This is a genomic window from Agrobacterium sp. CCNWLW155, from assembly GCF_036888815.1.
GTDB classification, from domain to species: domain Bacteria; phylum Pseudomonadota; class Alphaproteobacteria; order Rhizobiales; family Rhizobiaceae; genus Agrobacterium; species Agrobacterium radiobacter.
On record NZ_JBAKFW010000002.1, the window covers coordinates 619,339 to 632,576 of the forward strand.

Below are 13,238 nucleotides of genomic sequence, written 5' to 3' on the forward strand. Positions count from 1 at the left end.
ATAATATGGCATATATTATTCGATAAAATCGAATGAATGATCATGACCTTTGAACAGCTCCGCATCTTCATCGCCGTTGCCGAACGCGAACACCTCACAAGGGCCGCAGAAGCTATCGGTTTGACGGCCTCCGCTGTCAGCTCCGCTATCAAGAATCTCGAAGCTTTTTATAATGTCGAGCTGTTCCATCGCGTCGGCCGCAACATTGAATTGACCGAAAGCGGTCGGGTTTTTCTGGGTGAAGCCAAGGCGACGCTGGCGCGTGTGCGCAATGCGGAATTGATTCTCTCCGAAATGGGCGGGCTGACGCGTGGTGAAATTACCGTCTGCGCCAGCCAGACCATTGCAAGCTACTGGCTGCCGCCGATCCTGATGCAGTTCAAGAAACTCTATCCCGGCGTGACCGTGCGGCTTGATATCGGCAATACCAAGACGGTGACGCAGGCGGTGCTTGATGGTCTGGCGGAGGTCGGTTTCATCGAAGGCAGGATTGATGAGCCGGCTTTGATGGTGCAGCCCGTCGTCTCCGACAAGCTGCTGGTCGTCACCGGTTCGGCCCACCCCTTTGCCGATGGTCGTTACCTCACCGCGCTCGATATGCTCTATGGCACCTCCTGGGTGCTGCGCGAACAGGGCTCCGGCACCCGCTCCGCCTTCGAAGCGGCCGTGCGGCAGATGGGGGTGGACCCCGCGGAACTGTCCGTCATGCTGGAACTGCCGTCCAATGAGGCGGTGGTGATGGCGGCGCGTTCCGGCGGCGCCGCCACGGCGGTGTCCGCCTCAGTGGCATCCCTGTTTCTGCGGCAGGGATTGCTTGTCCGCGCCGGCATCGATCTGCCTGCCCGCAACTTCGCCCTGCTGCGCCACAAGGAACGCCATACCAGCCGGGCGGCGATGGAACTGGAGCGCCTCAGCCGGGCGGCGTCGGAGGATTACAAGGCCGGCCTCGCGGGTCTTTAGGCTGTGAGTGTGCCAAACATTCCCTAAATCCGGCATCGTCTCACCCTTGCGTAACGCCGTCGCCGATGAAGCGAAGGGGTGCCGCTTGCTTCTCTCCCCGGCGGGGAGAAGAAGAAAGTCGCAACCTCGGAGAAGCGCCATAACCGGCGCTCCTCGTTTAACAGTGTCAATCACTTACCCCTGGACTTCAACCAGGCCTTCATCATGGCGATCTCGCCTTCCTGGGCCTTGATGACCTCTTCGGCCAGCTTGCGGATTTCCGGATCCTTGCCGTATTCCAGCTGGACCTTGGCCATATCGATCGCGCCCTGATGATGTGGGATCATGCCGCGAACGAAATCGACATCGGCATCGCCGCTATAATCGATGGCCATATCGCCATGCATTTTCTTGCTGGCTTCCATGAAGGCCTTGGTGGAAGCGCTGTCGCTCGCGGTGCCTTTTGACATGCTGTGCCCGGCATGGCCGCTCGCCTCCTGTGCGAAAACGGGCATGGTGAGGGAGGCTGCGAAAGCGGCGGCCAGCGTGATGGTTTTGATAGACATGGATTATCCTTCCTGTGTCTGACGGATTTTTCGATGGTGGTCTGAAAAATCTGCAGTCAGGCGCGGGGAGGCGGCAGCGGCGGGGCGAAAGCCTTGCCGTCGAAGGCAATGCCGCGTTGCGGCTTCGGATAGGCAAACGTCATGCGTCCGCTATCGGCGAAGATGGTTCGTGGAACCACGATCAGGCACGCGGCGCAGGAACCGGGATGGGCGGCATTGTCACCATGCGGACAGCAACCGCCCGTTTCCGCTTTATGGGCCGCATTCTCCGCGTGTTTTTGAGAGCCGTGGTCCCGATCATCTGCATGATGCGAATGGGCATCGTCGTGTTTCATCGGCGATTGTGAGGAAGCCGCCATGCCCGTCGGCATGCTCATCGCCATCTGCGCCGGCATTGCGCCGTAAAGCAGGCAGGCAAGGAACATCAATGTGCGGACCACCTGGGACATGGCGTGAATTTACCGCGGAAATTATGGAATAAGCATGACGATCAGGTGAGTTCGCGCGCAATGACGTGATGCACGATGCGGTAATCCCTGCTTTCCTCGCCAAACGGGGCAAGCGGCCATTCCCATGCGGCGGCGGGCGCAGGAAGCTCGATGCCATGCAGCAGGTCTTCGTGCTGGTGCAGATTACCATCCTTGCCGATGACGTCGAAGGAGGTGTCGGTTATCAGGCAGGCCTTGCAGGGCAGGCCAGCCAGCGCTTCCAGATGGGTGTGAATGAGCTTCGGCAGAAGATCGTCCGGGGCTTCTGCGATCTTTTCCCGCTCCAGCCGGTGGCGCGCACCGGTGCCGATCTGTGACAGGAGATTGGCCGATACCACGAGATCGAGATAGGGCACCCGCCGCAGGAAATCGAGCGGTTCGGCCGGCCGGCCGGCGAGAACATCGTCAAAACCGGAAAGATCGCGACTGGCGATGCGGACATTCTTTTTGGCATTGAGGCGCAGCTTTGCCTGCACGCTGGCGAGATGCACCAGATCGACCAGCACGACGGTATCGAACATCGCCACCAGCGCATCATAGGGCACATCGCGCAACAGGCCCGAGCCCAGCACCACCGCCGTTCGCCGCTGCTTCAGCTTTCTGGCCGATTGCAGCACGAATTGCCGGCTGTTGTTTTCATGCTCTGCCCAGGCGTTGGCGCAGCGGTTGGCGCGCGCCCAGAGGTTGACGGAATAGCGTATATGCGGCCGGAATTCTTTCGGCGTGACCGCGCGTGTGGCGGCATATTGCAGGGCTTCGAGGATCATGAATGCCTATCGGTAGATTTCACGGCGATGGCCGATTTCGACCACCAGCACGACGAGCTTGTGATCCTGTATATCGCAGATGATGCGGTAATCGCCCACCCGGTAGCGCCAGAAATTTCCGAGTTCGGAGCCTTGAAGGGCGGCGCCGGTCCTTCGAGGGTTGCCATCTCTGGCAATGCGGTCCGTCAGAAAAGAAACGATGCGATTGGCATCGCTTTTCGTCAAAGCGCCCAGTTGCTTGACGGCAGCGCGCTGAAACTCAATTTTCCAGATCAAGATCACGCATCACTTCTTCCAGAGTATAGGTGCGTTCTTTATTGGCGATGCGCTGCCGCGTCGCCTCCTCCGCAAGATAAAGATCTTCCATATCCTCGATATGTTTCTCGATCGCCTCGCGGATGTAATAGGCGGATGTGCGGCCGGTGCGCTCGGACAGCGCTTTCAGCCGCTCATAGGTCTCATCAGGCAGGCGTATGGCCGTCTGTTTGCTCATGCGTCGCGTCCTTCCCGATCCGAATTGGGATACATGTATCCCATATAGCACCGCTTGCCTGCGCCGGCCAGCAAAACCGGAGCCTTTGCGGCTTGCCGCACCGGGCTTCATCCTCTAATACACCGGCATAATTTCAGGAAAATATCGGATCGGCCCCATGAGCGAAAAAGCAAAAAAGCCTCAGAAACTGAAAGCCCGCCTGCCGCGCGGCTTCGTGGATCGAACGGCTGCCGATATTCATGCCGTGAATGAGATGATCGAGAAGATCCGCAAGGTCTATGAGCTCTACGGCTTCGATCCGGTGGAAACCCCGCTGTTCGAATATACCGATGCGCTCGGCAAATTCCTGCCCGATAGCGACCGTCCGAACGAAGGCGTGTTTTCGCTGCAGGATGACGACGATCAGTGGATGAGCCTGCGCTACGATCTGACCGCGCCGCTCGCCCGTCATGTCGCGGAAAACTTCAACGAAATCCAGCTGCCATACCGCACCTATCGCGCTGGCTACGTGTTCCGCAATGAAAAGCCCGGCCCCGGCCGCTTCCGGCAGTTCATGCAGTTCGATGCCGATACGGTGGGCGCCGCCGGCGTGCAGGCCGATGCCGAAATGTGCATGATGATGGCCGATACGCTGGAAGCGCTCGGAATCAAGCGCGGCGATTACGTCATTCGCGTCAACAACCGCAAGGTGCTTGATGGCGTCATGGAAGCCATCGGCCTCGGCGGCGAGGAAAATGCCGGCCGTCGTCTGAATGTGCTGCGCGCCATCGACAAGCTCGACAAGTTCGGCCCTGATGGCGTGAAGCTGCTGCTCGGCCCCGGCCGCAAGGATGAGTCCGGCGATTTCACCAAGGGTGCTGGTCTGGGTGACGAGCAGATCGAAAAGGTCCTGTTTTTCGTCGGTATCAAGGACTATGCGGAAAGCGCCGATGATCTTGCAAAACTGGTTGCAGGCACGTCGAAAGGTGCGGAAGGCGTTGATGAGTTGAATATCATCGGCGCTCTGGTCTCCGGTGCCGGTTACGACGCGACGCGTATCAAGATCGACCCTTCCGTGGTGCGCGGTCTCGAATATTACACCGGCCCGGTCTATGAGGCCGAGCTGACTTTCGATGTCACCAATGAAAAGGGCGAAAAGGTCGTGTTCGGCTCGGTCGGCGGCGGCGGCCGTTATGATGGCCTCGTTTCGCGCTTCATGGGCCAGCCGGTTCCGGCCACGGGCTTCTCCATCGGTGTTTCGCGCCTGATGACCGCGCTCAAGAACCTCGGCAAGCTCGGCCAGGTCAAGCCGCTCGCACCGGTTCTGATCACCGTCATGGATGGCGATGTGGAAAGCATGGGCCGTTACCAGCGCTTCACCCAGGCGCTGCGCGCCGAGGGCATCCGTGCTGAAATGTACCAGGGCAACTGGAAGAAATTCGGCAACCAGCTGAAATATGCCGACCGTCTCGGCTCCCCCATCGCCATCATCCAGGGCGGTGACGAGCGTGCCGAAGGCGTGGTGCAGATCAAGGATCTGATCGAAGGCAAGCGCCTTTCCGGCGAGATCGAGGACAATGCCAGCTGGCGCGAGGCGCGTGTGGCGCAGGTCAGCGTGCCGGAGGCCGATCTGGTGGCGAAGGTCCGCGAGATTCTGGAGCATCAGGCAGAGGACGTTCGCCGCGCCGCCGAAGGGCGCTGAAGCCATGGCGATCCTTGCGCTCGATCACGTTCAACTGGCGATGCCCGCCGGCCGGGAGGGTGAGGCGCGTGCCTTTTATGGCGGCCTGCTCGGCTTTGCGGAGGAGATCAAGCCCGCTAATCTGGCCGCGCGCGGCGGGTGCTGGTTCAGCCGGGGTTCGATAAAACTGCATCTCGGCGTCGAGCAGGATTTCCGCCCGGCGCGCAAAGCCCATCCGGCCTTTCTGGTCGATGATCTGGCAACCTTGCGAAAAACACTTGAAACAGCAGGCCGCCATGTGGTTGAGGATGAGCTGCTTGAAGGATATCACCGGTTTTATGTCCATGATCCCTTCGGAAACCGCATCGAATTGATGCAACCGCTCGAACCGTGACGAAAAGTACCGTTTCATGCCCCTGATCGACATGCCGGAATTTTCCGGAGAGCTACTGGAAGAATTCTCCGCGCGCCGCACGAGCCGTGTGAACACGCCCGTCATCCAGCCCGCCGAACCGTTTCTGGATATGGCGGGTGAGGATTTGCGCCGCCGTATCTTCATGACGGAGAGCGAGACGGGGACGAGCCTTTGCCTGCGCCCGGAATTCACCATCCCCGTCTGCCTGCGCCATATCGAGACGGCGACCGGCACGCCGAAGCGTTATTCCTATCTGGGCGAGGTCTTCCGCCAGCGTCGTGAAGGTGCGAACGAGTTTTATCAGGCCGGCATTGAAGACCTTGGCGATACCGATATTGCCGCTGCCGATGCCCGTGCCGTCATCGATGCCACCGGCATTCTGCAGCGCCTGCTGCCGGGCCGGGCGCTTGCCGTTACGCTGGGGGATCAGCAGGTGTTCGAGGCGGTGGTTGCCGCCCTTGGCCTGCCGCTCGGCTGGCAGAAGCGGCTGGTGCAGGCCTTTGGCGATATGGCGCAGCTCGACGCGCTGCTGGAAAGCCTCGTGCATCCCAAGCCGATGACCGGTCTTGATGCCCGGGTCGCGGGCCTGCTGGCGACTGGCGACGAGGCGGTGCTGGTCGATTATCTCGATACGGTGATGCAGGAGACCGGCTATTCCACCAATGCCAGCCGTTCGCCGCAGGAAATCGCCCGCCGTCTGCGGGAGAAACTGGCGCTTGCGGCCACCCGCCTGCCGGATGATAGCTTCGCGTTGCTCAAGCAGTTTCTGGCCCTGAAGGCGCCGCTGCCGCAGGCCTCGCAGGTTCTGGCTGATTTTGCCGCAAAGGCGAAGCTGAAGCTGGATGGTGCGCTTTCCGCTTTCGACAAACGTGTCGCAGCCCTTGCCAATGCCGGTGTCGATCTTGAGACCGTCACCTATGGCGCGGCCTTCGGCCGTCCGCTCGATTATTATACCGGCCTTGTTTTCGAGGTGGTGGAAGCGGGTGGAGACAGCGTTCTGGCCGGTGGCGGCCGTTTCGACCGGCTGCTGACGCTGCTCGGCGCACAGGAAAAAATACCGGCTGTGGGTTTTTCGCTCTGGCTGGATCGCATCGAAGCGGTGCGGGGGAGCGACAAGCCATGATCACCATCGCATTGCCCTCCAAGGGCCGGATGAAGGAAGACGCTTCCGCCGTTCTGGAACGCGCCGGATTGAAGGTCGCGGCAGTCGGCAATGACCGCTCCTATCGCGGCCGTATCGAAGGACGGGACGATATCGAGATCGCCTATCTGTCGGCCTCTGAGATCGCCCGCGAGATCGGCGCCGGCACGGTGGATTTCGGCGTGACGGGCGAGGACCTTGTGCGCGAGGGACTGACCAATGCCGATGCGCAGGTGGAATTTTGCGCCCGCCTCGGTTTCGGTCATGCCGACGTCGTGGTCGCCGTGCCGGAAATCTGGCTGGATGTGGACAGCATGGCCGATCTCGGCGATGTCGCTTCGGAATTCCGCGCCCGTCATGGCCGCAGGCTGGCGATCGCCACCAAATACTGGCGGCTGACGCAGCAGTTCTTTTCGCGCCAGCACGGCATCCAGCTTTACCGTATCGTCGAAAGCCTTGGCGCGACCGAGGGTGCGCCTGCGGCGGGGCAGGCGGATATCATCGTCGATATCACCTCAACGGGTTCGACGCTGAAAGCCAACCATCTGAAAATCCTCTCCGACGGCATCATCGTCCGCTCGGAAGCCTGCTTTGTCCGCGCCCGCAAGCCGGAGCACGAGGGTGATGCGAGGGTTGAGGAGATCGCCTCGCGCATAAGGGCGGCGGTGTGACGACGTAAGAACAAAAAAAGCCGCCGGAGCGATCCGGCGGCTTTTTTGTTGGTCGATCTATCTGGCTCAGGCGTGGGCCACAGCCGCGCCGCGCTTTGCGTCGACGGAGTAGGCGCCAGCGCCGAAGGCGGCAAGCAGGATGTAAGCGCCGGCAAGCGTGATGTTCTTCACCATCATGATGCCGTTCAGCGTGTTGATCCAGCCAAGAGCCGGCTCAGGCCAGCCGGGAACGGCAACGGTGCCGCTGTGGAAAACCAGACCGGTGAAGACGCAGAAGACGGCAAGCGCCCAGGCGGCGATTTTGGTCTGGAAACCAGCGAGAATGGCAAGACCGGCAACGAGTTCGAACAGGCCTGCGACATAGGCAAGCGCGGTTGCGGCGGGCAGGCCGGCGCCGGTGATCATGCCGGCCGTGCCGGCCGGATCGACGAGCTTGCTGAAGCCCGAAGTAATGAAGATGAAGGAAAGCAGAATGCGGGCGATGAGAACGAGAACGTTCTGGCTGCTGGACATGGATATCTCCGGTAATTGATCGGCGTGTTGCCGGTTGATCTGCAGGGCAATGTCTGGAGACATCAATGTCGGAAAATCACTCATCCATAAAGATGAACAACAGAAGACAAATTGTCTTCATTTTGTGAACGGTGGATGGCATCGCTGCAAAAAGCCTTAGGCGGCGAAGCGAATATCCTCAAGACGCGGAAACAGGAAAAGCCCTGATATGCGCCCTTGCTGGCCGTCTTCGAAGCCGGAAGATTCACCCATGCAGATGACCGGCTGCCGCATTGCCGGCAAGATGGAAAGGCCGGTTGAAAAACAGAAACGTGAGGGCGCCGTGGAAACCTGCTCGAAAAGTTCCAGCACGCGGGCGTGGTCAGCGCGGTCGTAACAGCGGACAAGGCTCAGCAAGCCGCACTCGCCCGGCGGCAGGCCGTGCATGAATGATGCGTGTTCGCCGAGCCGGATGACGCCGCTCGAAAGATCGCTGCTCCACTCCTCCGAAATGAAGAAATGCGACATGGTCCGAGGATCGGGCGTGGTCGTCACCGCCGTTGGCAGAGCATCGTTGCGTCTTGATATTTCAAACAAATCGCGCCCCCGCATGAACACGTGCCAGCGCCGCCATTTCTAGCGCCACTGCCAGGTTGAACCTTTACCGCCACCCGCAGTCGAACGTGTTTGCCAAGCATCGAAACCCCTTCAATGCTCGCCGCCCAGTCGCGGAACCCTTACGGGGGCTGACTTATAGTTTATTTTCCCCTACCTACAACAACCAGTCAGTGAGAAAATCAAAAATATTATGTATTTCTTCTTCAAAATCGCGAGATTTGCGAAAAAGCACAACTAAATAGCGCACTTATAAGCCGGTCCGAGTGGAAATCAGGCCCGTATGGGGTGGTGATTCGCTCATGGCGCTGCCGCATTATTGCATGGGATGGCAAAAAATAGCCGGATAAAATCACGGCTGTTCCAAAACGGGACAATATTTGAGCGCTTCCGCTTTCGGCCTTCAGAATTATGCAATCGGTTGATTTTATGAGGCATCTCTCGCAAGAGAGACGACGTCCTCCTCGGCCTCGTGCCGAGGATCTAATCACGTCGCGGGAAATCAATCGGTTGCAGATGCTCGGGACAGGCCCAAAGATGACGCCCCTTTCGTCAAACGTGCAGGGACGGCAAAGAAAAAGGGCGGTCCGAAGACCGCCCTTTCTTATTCCAGTGACAGGACTGATTAGAAGTCCATGCCGCCCATGCCGCCGCCGGGCATCTGCGGCATTGCCGATTCCTTCTTCGGAAGCTCGGCGATCATGGCTTCGGTGGTGATCAGCAGCGAAGCAACCGAAGCTGCGTTCTGCAGAGCCGTACGTACAACCTTGACCGGGTCGACGATGCCGAGCTGGATCAGGTCGCCATATTCGCCGGTCTGGGCGTTGTAGCCGTAGTTGTCTTCGTTCTTGTCGAGGATCTTGCCGACAACGATGGAAGCTTCGTCACCTGCGTTTTCTGCGATCTGGCGAACCAGAGACTGCAGAGCCTTACGCACGATGTTGATGCCGGCTTCCTGGTCGTCGTTTGCACCCTTGACGGTGATCTTCGTGGAAGAACGCAGCAGGGCAACGCCGCCGCCCGGTACGATACCTTCCTGAACAGCAGCGCGCGTCGCGTTGAGAGCGTCGTCAATGCGGTCCTTCTTTTCCTTCACTTCAACTTCCGTCGAACCGCCAACGCGGATCACGGCAACGCCGCCAGCGAGCTTGGCAAGACGTTCCTGCAGCTTTTCGCGGTCGTAATCGGAAGTGGTTTCTTCGATCTGCGCCTTGATCTGGGCAACGCGGCCTTCGATGTCGGACTTCTGGCCTGCGCCGTCAACGATCGTGGTGTTTTCCTTGGAGATCGAAACCTTCTTCGACTTGCCGAGCATGTCGAGGGTAACGCTTTCGAGCTTGATGCCGAGGTCTTCGGAAATGACGGTACCACCGGTCAGGATGGCGATGTCTTCCAGCATGGCCTTGCGGCGGTCGCCGAAGCCCGGAGCCTTGACGGCAGCGATCTTGAGGCCGCCACGCAGCTTGTTGACGACGAGCGTTGCAAGAGCTTCGCCTTCTACGTCTTCAGCGATGATGACGAGCGGCTTGCCGGTCTGAACGACAGCTTCGAGAACCGGCAGCATAGCCTGGAGGTTCGAAAGCTTCTTTTCGTGCAGAAGGATGTATGCGTCTTCGAGGTCAGCAACCATCTTTTCCGGGTTGGTCACGAAGTAAGGCGACAGGTAGCCGCGGTCGAACTGCATGCCTTCGACGACTTCGAGTTCGGTTTCAGCGGTCTTGGCTTCTTCAACAGTGATGACGCCTTCGTTGCCGACGCGCTGCATTGCTTCAGCGATGTCGAGACCGATCTGACGCTCGCCGTTTGCGGAGATCGTGCCGACCTGTGCAACTTCTTCCGAAGTGTTGATCTTCTTGGCCTTGGCCTGAAGGTCCTTGACGACTTCTGCAACAGCAAGATCGATGCCGCGCTTGAGGTCCATCGGGTTCATGCCGGCAGCAACTGCCTTTGCACCTTCGCGAACGATGGCCTGGGCCAGAACCGTTGCGGTGGTGGTGCCGTCACCGGCGATGTCGTTGGTCTTGGAGGCAACTTCGCGAACGAGCTGTGCGCCCATGTTCTCGAACTTGTCTTCCAGTTCGATTTCCTTGGCGACCGAAACGCCGTCCTTGGTGATGCGCGGAGCGCCGAAGGACTTGTCGATAACGACGTTACGACCCTTCGGGCCGAGGGTTACCTTCACTGCATCAGCGAGAATGTCGACGCCCTTGAGCATCTTTTCGCGCGCTGAGCGGCCGAATTTGACTTCTTTGGCTGCCATTTTCAAAACTCCTGGTTTCGAACGGCCGGAATGGATCCGGCTTGAAATTTAAGGAAACGATGGGTTCGGCGAAATCAGCCGATGATACCCATGATGTCGGCTTCCTTCATGATCAGAAGGTCTTCGCCGTCGAGCTTGACTTCGGTGCCCGACCACTTGCCGAACAGGACGCGATCGCCAACCTTGACGTCGAGAGCGACGACCTTGCCGGCCTCATCGCGAGCGCCGGAACCGACGGCGACGATTTCGCCTTCCTGCGGCTTTTCCTTGGCGGTATCGGGAATGATGATGCCGCCCTTGGTCTTTGCTTCGGACTCAACGCGACGAACGACGACGCGATCATGAAGCGGGCGGAAATTGGTGCTTGTCATTGCCTAATCCCTCGATCAAATGACTGCGCGAGCTTTTGGAACTCGCCTGATGGGTGTTAGCACTCTCCTTTATCGAGTGCCAGCGGAACCGAGATAAGGAGGGCGTCTGCCGGAGTCAAGAACGCCCTGTCTGAAAAATTTCATGGCTTATGGTTATCAGCGTTCCATGACAGAAATTTCCCATGTGCGGATGCGCGCCATGACGACATTCTTTTCGCGCGATGCGCGTCGCATCCATCTGCGGGACATTTGTGTTCATGCTGCGTCAGGCGGGGCCGAAGACCGGTCACGCGCCGCTTTTTTCCTTGCCATCGGCGTCCCGCTTTGCGATGTGACGCACACCCTCTTCTCGCATCCGGAAAGCATCTCATGGCCCACCGCATTCTCACTCTCGGCGAAATCACTGATGGGTTCGACGTTATTCTTTCGGATGTCTGGGGCGTGCTGCACAATGGGGTGAGCGCCTTTCCGGATGCGGCGGTTGCGCTGCGGGAAGCGCGCAAGGCTGGCAAGACGGTGGTGCTCATCACCAATTCGCCGCGTCCCGCCCCCGGCGTCATCGCCCAGTTGCGCGTTCTCGGCGTGCCTGATGAGGCCTATGACCGCATCATCACCTCGGGCGACGTTACCCGTGGTCTGATCGCGGAAGGCCCGAAAAAGGTCTTCCTGCTCGGCCCGGAACGGGACATGCCGCTGCTGGAAGGTCTCGATGTCGAATGTGTCGGCGAGGCGGAAACGGAATCCGTGGTCTGCACCGGCTTCTTCGACGACGAGACGGAGACGCCCGAAGACTATACCGAAATGCTCAAGGGCTTCATTGCCCGCAAGGTGCCGATGATCTGCGCCAACCCCGATCTGGTGGTGGAACGCGGCGAGCGCATCATTCCCTGCGCCGGCGCCATGGCCGCCTATTACGAACAGCTCGGCGGCGAAGTCCGCATTGCCGGCAAGCCGCATGCGCCGATCTATGAAGCCTGCTTAGCTGCGGCCAGGGAAGTGCGCGGCGCCTTCGCCAAGGATCGCGTGCTCGCCATCGGTGACGGCATGCCGACGGATGTGAAGGGCGCGATTGCGAGCGGTCTCAACCTTCTCTATATCAGCGGCGGCATTCACGCTGCCGAATATACGCTGAACGGCCAGACGGACGAGGCGCTTCTCAACGCCTATCTCAAGGGGCAGGGTGCTGCTCCCGGCTGGTGGATGCCCCGTCTCGCCTGAGGAATAGCTGGCGCAGGAATGGATCGATTGCCATGACCGTCTTTCACCGCAATGAAAAAAAGGAGCCGCTGCCGGAAGCTCTTCGTGGCGGCGTCATCGCCATCGGCAATTTCGACGGCGTGCATCGCGGCCACCGGGCTGTGCTGGATCGTGCTCTGGAACTGGCGGAAGCCCGTGGCGTTCCCGCGCTGGTGCTGACCTTCGAGCCGCATCCCCGTTCCGTCTTCCGTCCCGACACGCCGGTGTTTCGCCTCACGCCCGCGCCTTTGAAGGCGCGTATCCTTGAGGCCATCGGTTTCCGCTCCGTCATCGAATATCCCTTCGACCGGGAATTTTCGCAGCGCTCGGCGGAGGAATTCGTTCAATCCATCCTGGTCGACTGGCTTCATGCCAGCGCCGTCGTCACCGGCTTCGATTTCCATTTCGGCAAGGGCCGGGAAGGTGGCCCGGCATTCCTGATGGAGGCCGGCAAACGCCATGGTTTTGACGTGACGCTGGTGGATGCCTTCCGCGACGAGGGTGCGGATGTCGTCTCCTCCAGCCGTATCCGCTCGCTTCTGTGCGAGGGTGATGTGGCGGGCGCCGCAGGCCTGCTCGGATACCGCTTCACGGTGGAAAGCGAGGTCATTGGCGGCCAGAAGCTGGGGCGCACGCTGGGTTATCCCACCGCCAACATGGCGCTCGCCCCGGAAACGGAACTGAAGGCCGGCATCTATGCCGTGCGGTTCCGTCGCCCCGATGGTTCTATCCACGATGGCGTGGCAAGCTTCGGTTATCGTCCGACCGTCACAGAAAACGGCGCGGCGCTGCTCGAAACATTCGTCTTCGATTTCTCCGGCGATCTCTACGGCGAGGTCTGTTCGGTCTCCTTCTTCGGGCACCTGCGCGATGAACTGAAATTCGATGGCCTCGATCCGCTCGTCGCCCAGATCAGGCGCGATGAAGAAGAGGCGAGAGCGATGTTATCGGGCGTGCGCCCGCTCAGCGCGTTGGATGCGAAGATTGCGTTTTGATCTGATGAGACCTGTCAGCCCATATTCCGGGCTATATTGCCGTCGCTTTTCTCTTCCTTTTTGCCGGAAAACCGCATAAACAACCGGCCATGTCCCAATACCGGTTGAAGTTTACAGTTCAGATTGGCC

16 protein-coding genes are annotated in these 13,238 nt (G+C 59.7%); 7 read left to right on the forward strand and 9 right to left on the reverse strand.

Annotated features, from left to right (window positions below):
* Positions 1-42: 42 nt before the first annotated feature.
* Positions 43-960: a LysR substrate-binding domain-containing protein gene (locus tag V6S97_RS11540; protein WP_026363679.1), complete on the forward strand. Its 918-nt coding sequence runs from the start codon at positions 43-45 to the stop codon at positions 958-960.
* A gap of 170 nt (positions 961-1,130) precedes the next feature.
* Here V6S97_RS11540 and copM read toward each other — a convergent pair whose 3' ends face one another.
* The 5 genes from copM to relB are packed head-to-tail and all read right to left on the reverse strand — an operon-like array spanning position 1,131 to position 3,253.
* Positions 1,131-1,505, reverse strand: a complete 375-nt coding sequence (gene copM, locus V6S97_RS11545; protein WP_060726049.1) for a CopM family metallochaperone — start codon at positions 1,503-1,505, stop codon at positions 1,131-1,133.
* Between the two features lie 56 nt (positions 1,506-1,561).
* A complete protein-coding gene (locus tag V6S97_RS11550; RefSeq protein ID WP_003503191.1) occupies positions 1,562-1,954 on the reverse strand; it encodes a hypothetical protein in 393 nt (130 codons plus the stop codon).
* 41 nt (positions 1,955-1,995) lie between these two features.
* Positions 1,996-2,760, reverse strand: a complete 765-nt coding sequence (locus tag V6S97_RS11555; protein ID WP_334426831.1) for a hypothetical protein — start codon at positions 2,758-2,760, stop codon at positions 1,996-1,998.
* A 6-nt stretch (positions 2,761-2,766) separates the two neighbouring features.
* Entirely contained in the window at positions 2,767-3,036 is a 270-nt protein-coding gene (locus tag V6S97_RS11560; RefSeq protein ID WP_003503189.1) for a type II toxin-antitoxin system RelE family toxin, read from the reverse strand.
* On the reverse strand, positions 3,020-3,253 hold the full coding sequence (gene relB / locus V6S97_RS11565) for a type II toxin-antitoxin system RelB family antitoxin (protein WP_003503188.1): 234 nt from the start codon (positions 3,251-3,253) through the stop codon (positions 3,020-3,022). The genes V6S97_RS11560 and relB overlap by 17 nt, the downstream gene beginning before the upstream one ends.
* 157 nt (positions 3,254-3,410) lie before the next feature.
* On the opposite strand from relB, the gene hisS reads away from it, so the two are divergent.
* From hisS to hisG, 4 genes are read left to right on the forward strand one after another with little or no spacing between them, the layout of a single operon-like run.
* Positions 3,411-4,934 (forward strand): histidine--tRNA ligase, encoded by a 1,524-nt coding sequence (hisS, locus tag V6S97_RS11570; protein ID WP_334426832.1) that lies wholly within the window; start codon positions 3,411-3,413, stop codon positions 4,932-4,934.
* 4 nt (positions 4,935-4,938) lie between these two features.
* Complete coding sequence (locus V6S97_RS11575) at positions 4,939-5,307, forward strand: VOC family protein (RefSeq protein ID WP_111792423.1); 369 nt, start codon at positions 4,939-4,941, stop codon at positions 5,305-5,307.
* A gap of 16 nt (positions 5,308-5,323) precedes the next feature.
* Positions 5,324-6,451, forward strand: coding sequence for an ATP phosphoribosyltransferase regulatory subunit (locus V6S97_RS11580; RefSeq protein ID WP_003503185.1), 1,128 nt, complete (start codon positions 5,324-5,326; stop codon positions 6,449-6,451).
* The gene (gene hisG, locus V6S97_RS11585; protein WP_020010529.1) at positions 6,448-7,140 is read left to right on the forward strand and encodes an ATP phosphoribosyltransferase; all 693 of its coding nucleotides are present in this window, start codon (positions 6,448-6,450) and stop codon (positions 7,138-7,140) included. The genes V6S97_RS11580 and hisG overlap by 4 nt, the downstream gene beginning before the upstream one ends.
* Before the next feature lie 66 nt (positions 7,141-7,206).
* Here hisG and V6S97_RS11590 read toward each other — a convergent pair whose 3' ends face one another.
* The 4 genes from V6S97_RS11590 to groES all read right to left on the reverse strand — a co-directional run bounded on the left by V6S97_RS11590 (position 7,207) and on the right by groES (position 10,878).
* Positions 7,207-7,653 carry a DoxX family protein gene (locus V6S97_RS11590; RefSeq protein WP_003503183.1) on the reverse strand — a complete coding sequence of 149 codons (447 nt, stop codon included), beginning with the start codon at positions 7,651-7,653 and terminating at the stop codon, positions 7,207-7,209.
* A gap of 156 nt (positions 7,654-7,809) precedes the next feature.
* Positions 7,810-8,244: a hypothetical protein gene (locus V6S97_RS11595; protein WP_003503182.1), complete on the reverse strand. Its 435-nt coding sequence runs from the start codon at positions 8,242-8,244 to the stop codon at positions 7,810-7,812.
* 628 nt (positions 8,245-8,872) lie between these two features.
* Positions 8,873-10,507, reverse strand: coding sequence for a chaperonin GroEL (groL, locus tag V6S97_RS11600; protein ID WP_003503181.1), 1,635 nt, complete (start codon positions 10,505-10,507; stop codon positions 8,873-8,875).
* A 74-nt stretch (positions 10,508-10,581) separates the two neighbouring features.
* On the reverse strand, positions 10,582-10,878 hold the full coding sequence (groES, locus tag V6S97_RS11605) for a co-chaperone GroES (RefSeq protein WP_003494080.1): 297 nt from the start codon (positions 10,876-10,878) through the stop codon (positions 10,582-10,584).
* A 369-nt stretch (positions 10,879-11,247) separates the two neighbouring features.
* Between groES and V6S97_RS11610 the strand changes: the two genes are divergently transcribed.
* The gene (locus V6S97_RS11610; protein WP_031234240.1) at positions 11,248-12,096 is read left to right on the forward strand and encodes a TIGR01459 family HAD-type hydrolase; all 849 of its coding nucleotides are present in this window, start codon (positions 11,248-11,250) and stop codon (positions 12,094-12,096) included.
* 32 nt (positions 12,097-12,128) lie between these two features.
* Entirely contained in the window at positions 12,129-13,109 is a 981-nt protein-coding gene (locus tag V6S97_RS11615; protein ID WP_060726054.1) for a bifunctional riboflavin kinase/FAD synthetase, read from the forward strand.
* The last annotated feature ends 129 nt before the right edge of the window (positions 13,110-13,238 follow it).

Excerpts from the sequence above, each read along its gene's own strand:
- V6S97_RS11550 (WP_003503191.1), bottom strand. The coding sequence starts at position 1,954 with ATGTCCCAGGTGGTCCGCACATTGATGTTCCTTGCCTGCCTGCTTTAC.
- hisG (WP_020010529.1), top strand. The coding sequence starts at position 6,448 with ATGATCACCATCGCATTGCCCTCCAAGGGCCGGATGAAGGAAGACGCT.
- hisS (WP_334426832.1), top strand. The coding sequence starts at position 3,411 with ATGAGCGAAAAAGCAAAAAAGCCTCAGAAACTGAAAGCCCGCCTGCCG.
- V6S97_RS11575 (WP_111792423.1), top strand. The coding sequence starts at position 4,939 with ATGGCGATCCTTGCGCTCGATCACGTTCAACTGGCGATGCCCGCCGGC.
- V6S97_RS11615 (WP_060726054.1), top strand. The coding sequence starts at position 12,129 with ATGACCGTCTTTCACCGCAATGAAAAAAAGGAGCCGCTGCCGGAAGCT.
- relB (WP_003503188.1), bottom strand. The coding sequence starts at position 3,253 with ATGAGCAAACAGACGGCCATACGCCTGCCTGATGAGACCTATGAGCGG.
- V6S97_RS11540 (WP_026363679.1), top strand. The coding sequence starts at position 43 with ATGACCTTTGAACAGCTCCGCATCTTCATCGCCGTTGCCGAACGCGAA.
- V6S97_RS11580 (WP_003503185.1), top strand. The coding sequence starts at position 5,324 with ATGCCCCTGATCGACATGCCGGAATTTTCCGGAGAGCTACTGGAAGAA.
- V6S97_RS11590 (WP_003503183.1), bottom strand. The coding sequence starts at position 7,653 with ATGTCCAGCAGCCAGAACGTTCTCGTTCTCATCGCCCGCATTCTGCTT.
- groL (WP_003503181.1), bottom strand. The coding sequence starts at position 10,507 with ATGGCAGCCAAAGAAGTCAAATTCGGCCGCTCAGCGCGCGAAAAGATG.
- V6S97_RS11555 (WP_334426831.1), bottom strand. The coding sequence starts at position 2,760 with ATGATCCTCGAAGCCCTGCAATATGCCGCCACACGCGCGGTCACGCCG.
- V6S97_RS11595 (WP_003503182.1), bottom strand. The coding sequence starts at position 8,244 with ATGCGGGGGCGCGATTTGTTTGAAATATCAAGACGCAACGATGCTCTG.
- groES (WP_003494080.1), bottom strand. The coding sequence starts at position 10,878 with ATGACAAGCACCAATTTCCGCCCGCTTCATGATCGCGTCGTCGTTCGT.
- copM (WP_060726049.1), bottom strand. The coding sequence starts at position 1,505 with ATGTCTATCAAAACCATCACGCTGGCCGCCGCTTTCGCAGCCTCCCTC.
- V6S97_RS11610 (WP_031234240.1), top strand. The coding sequence starts at position 11,248 with ATGGCCCACCGCATTCTCACTCTCGGCGAAATCACTGATGGGTTCGAC.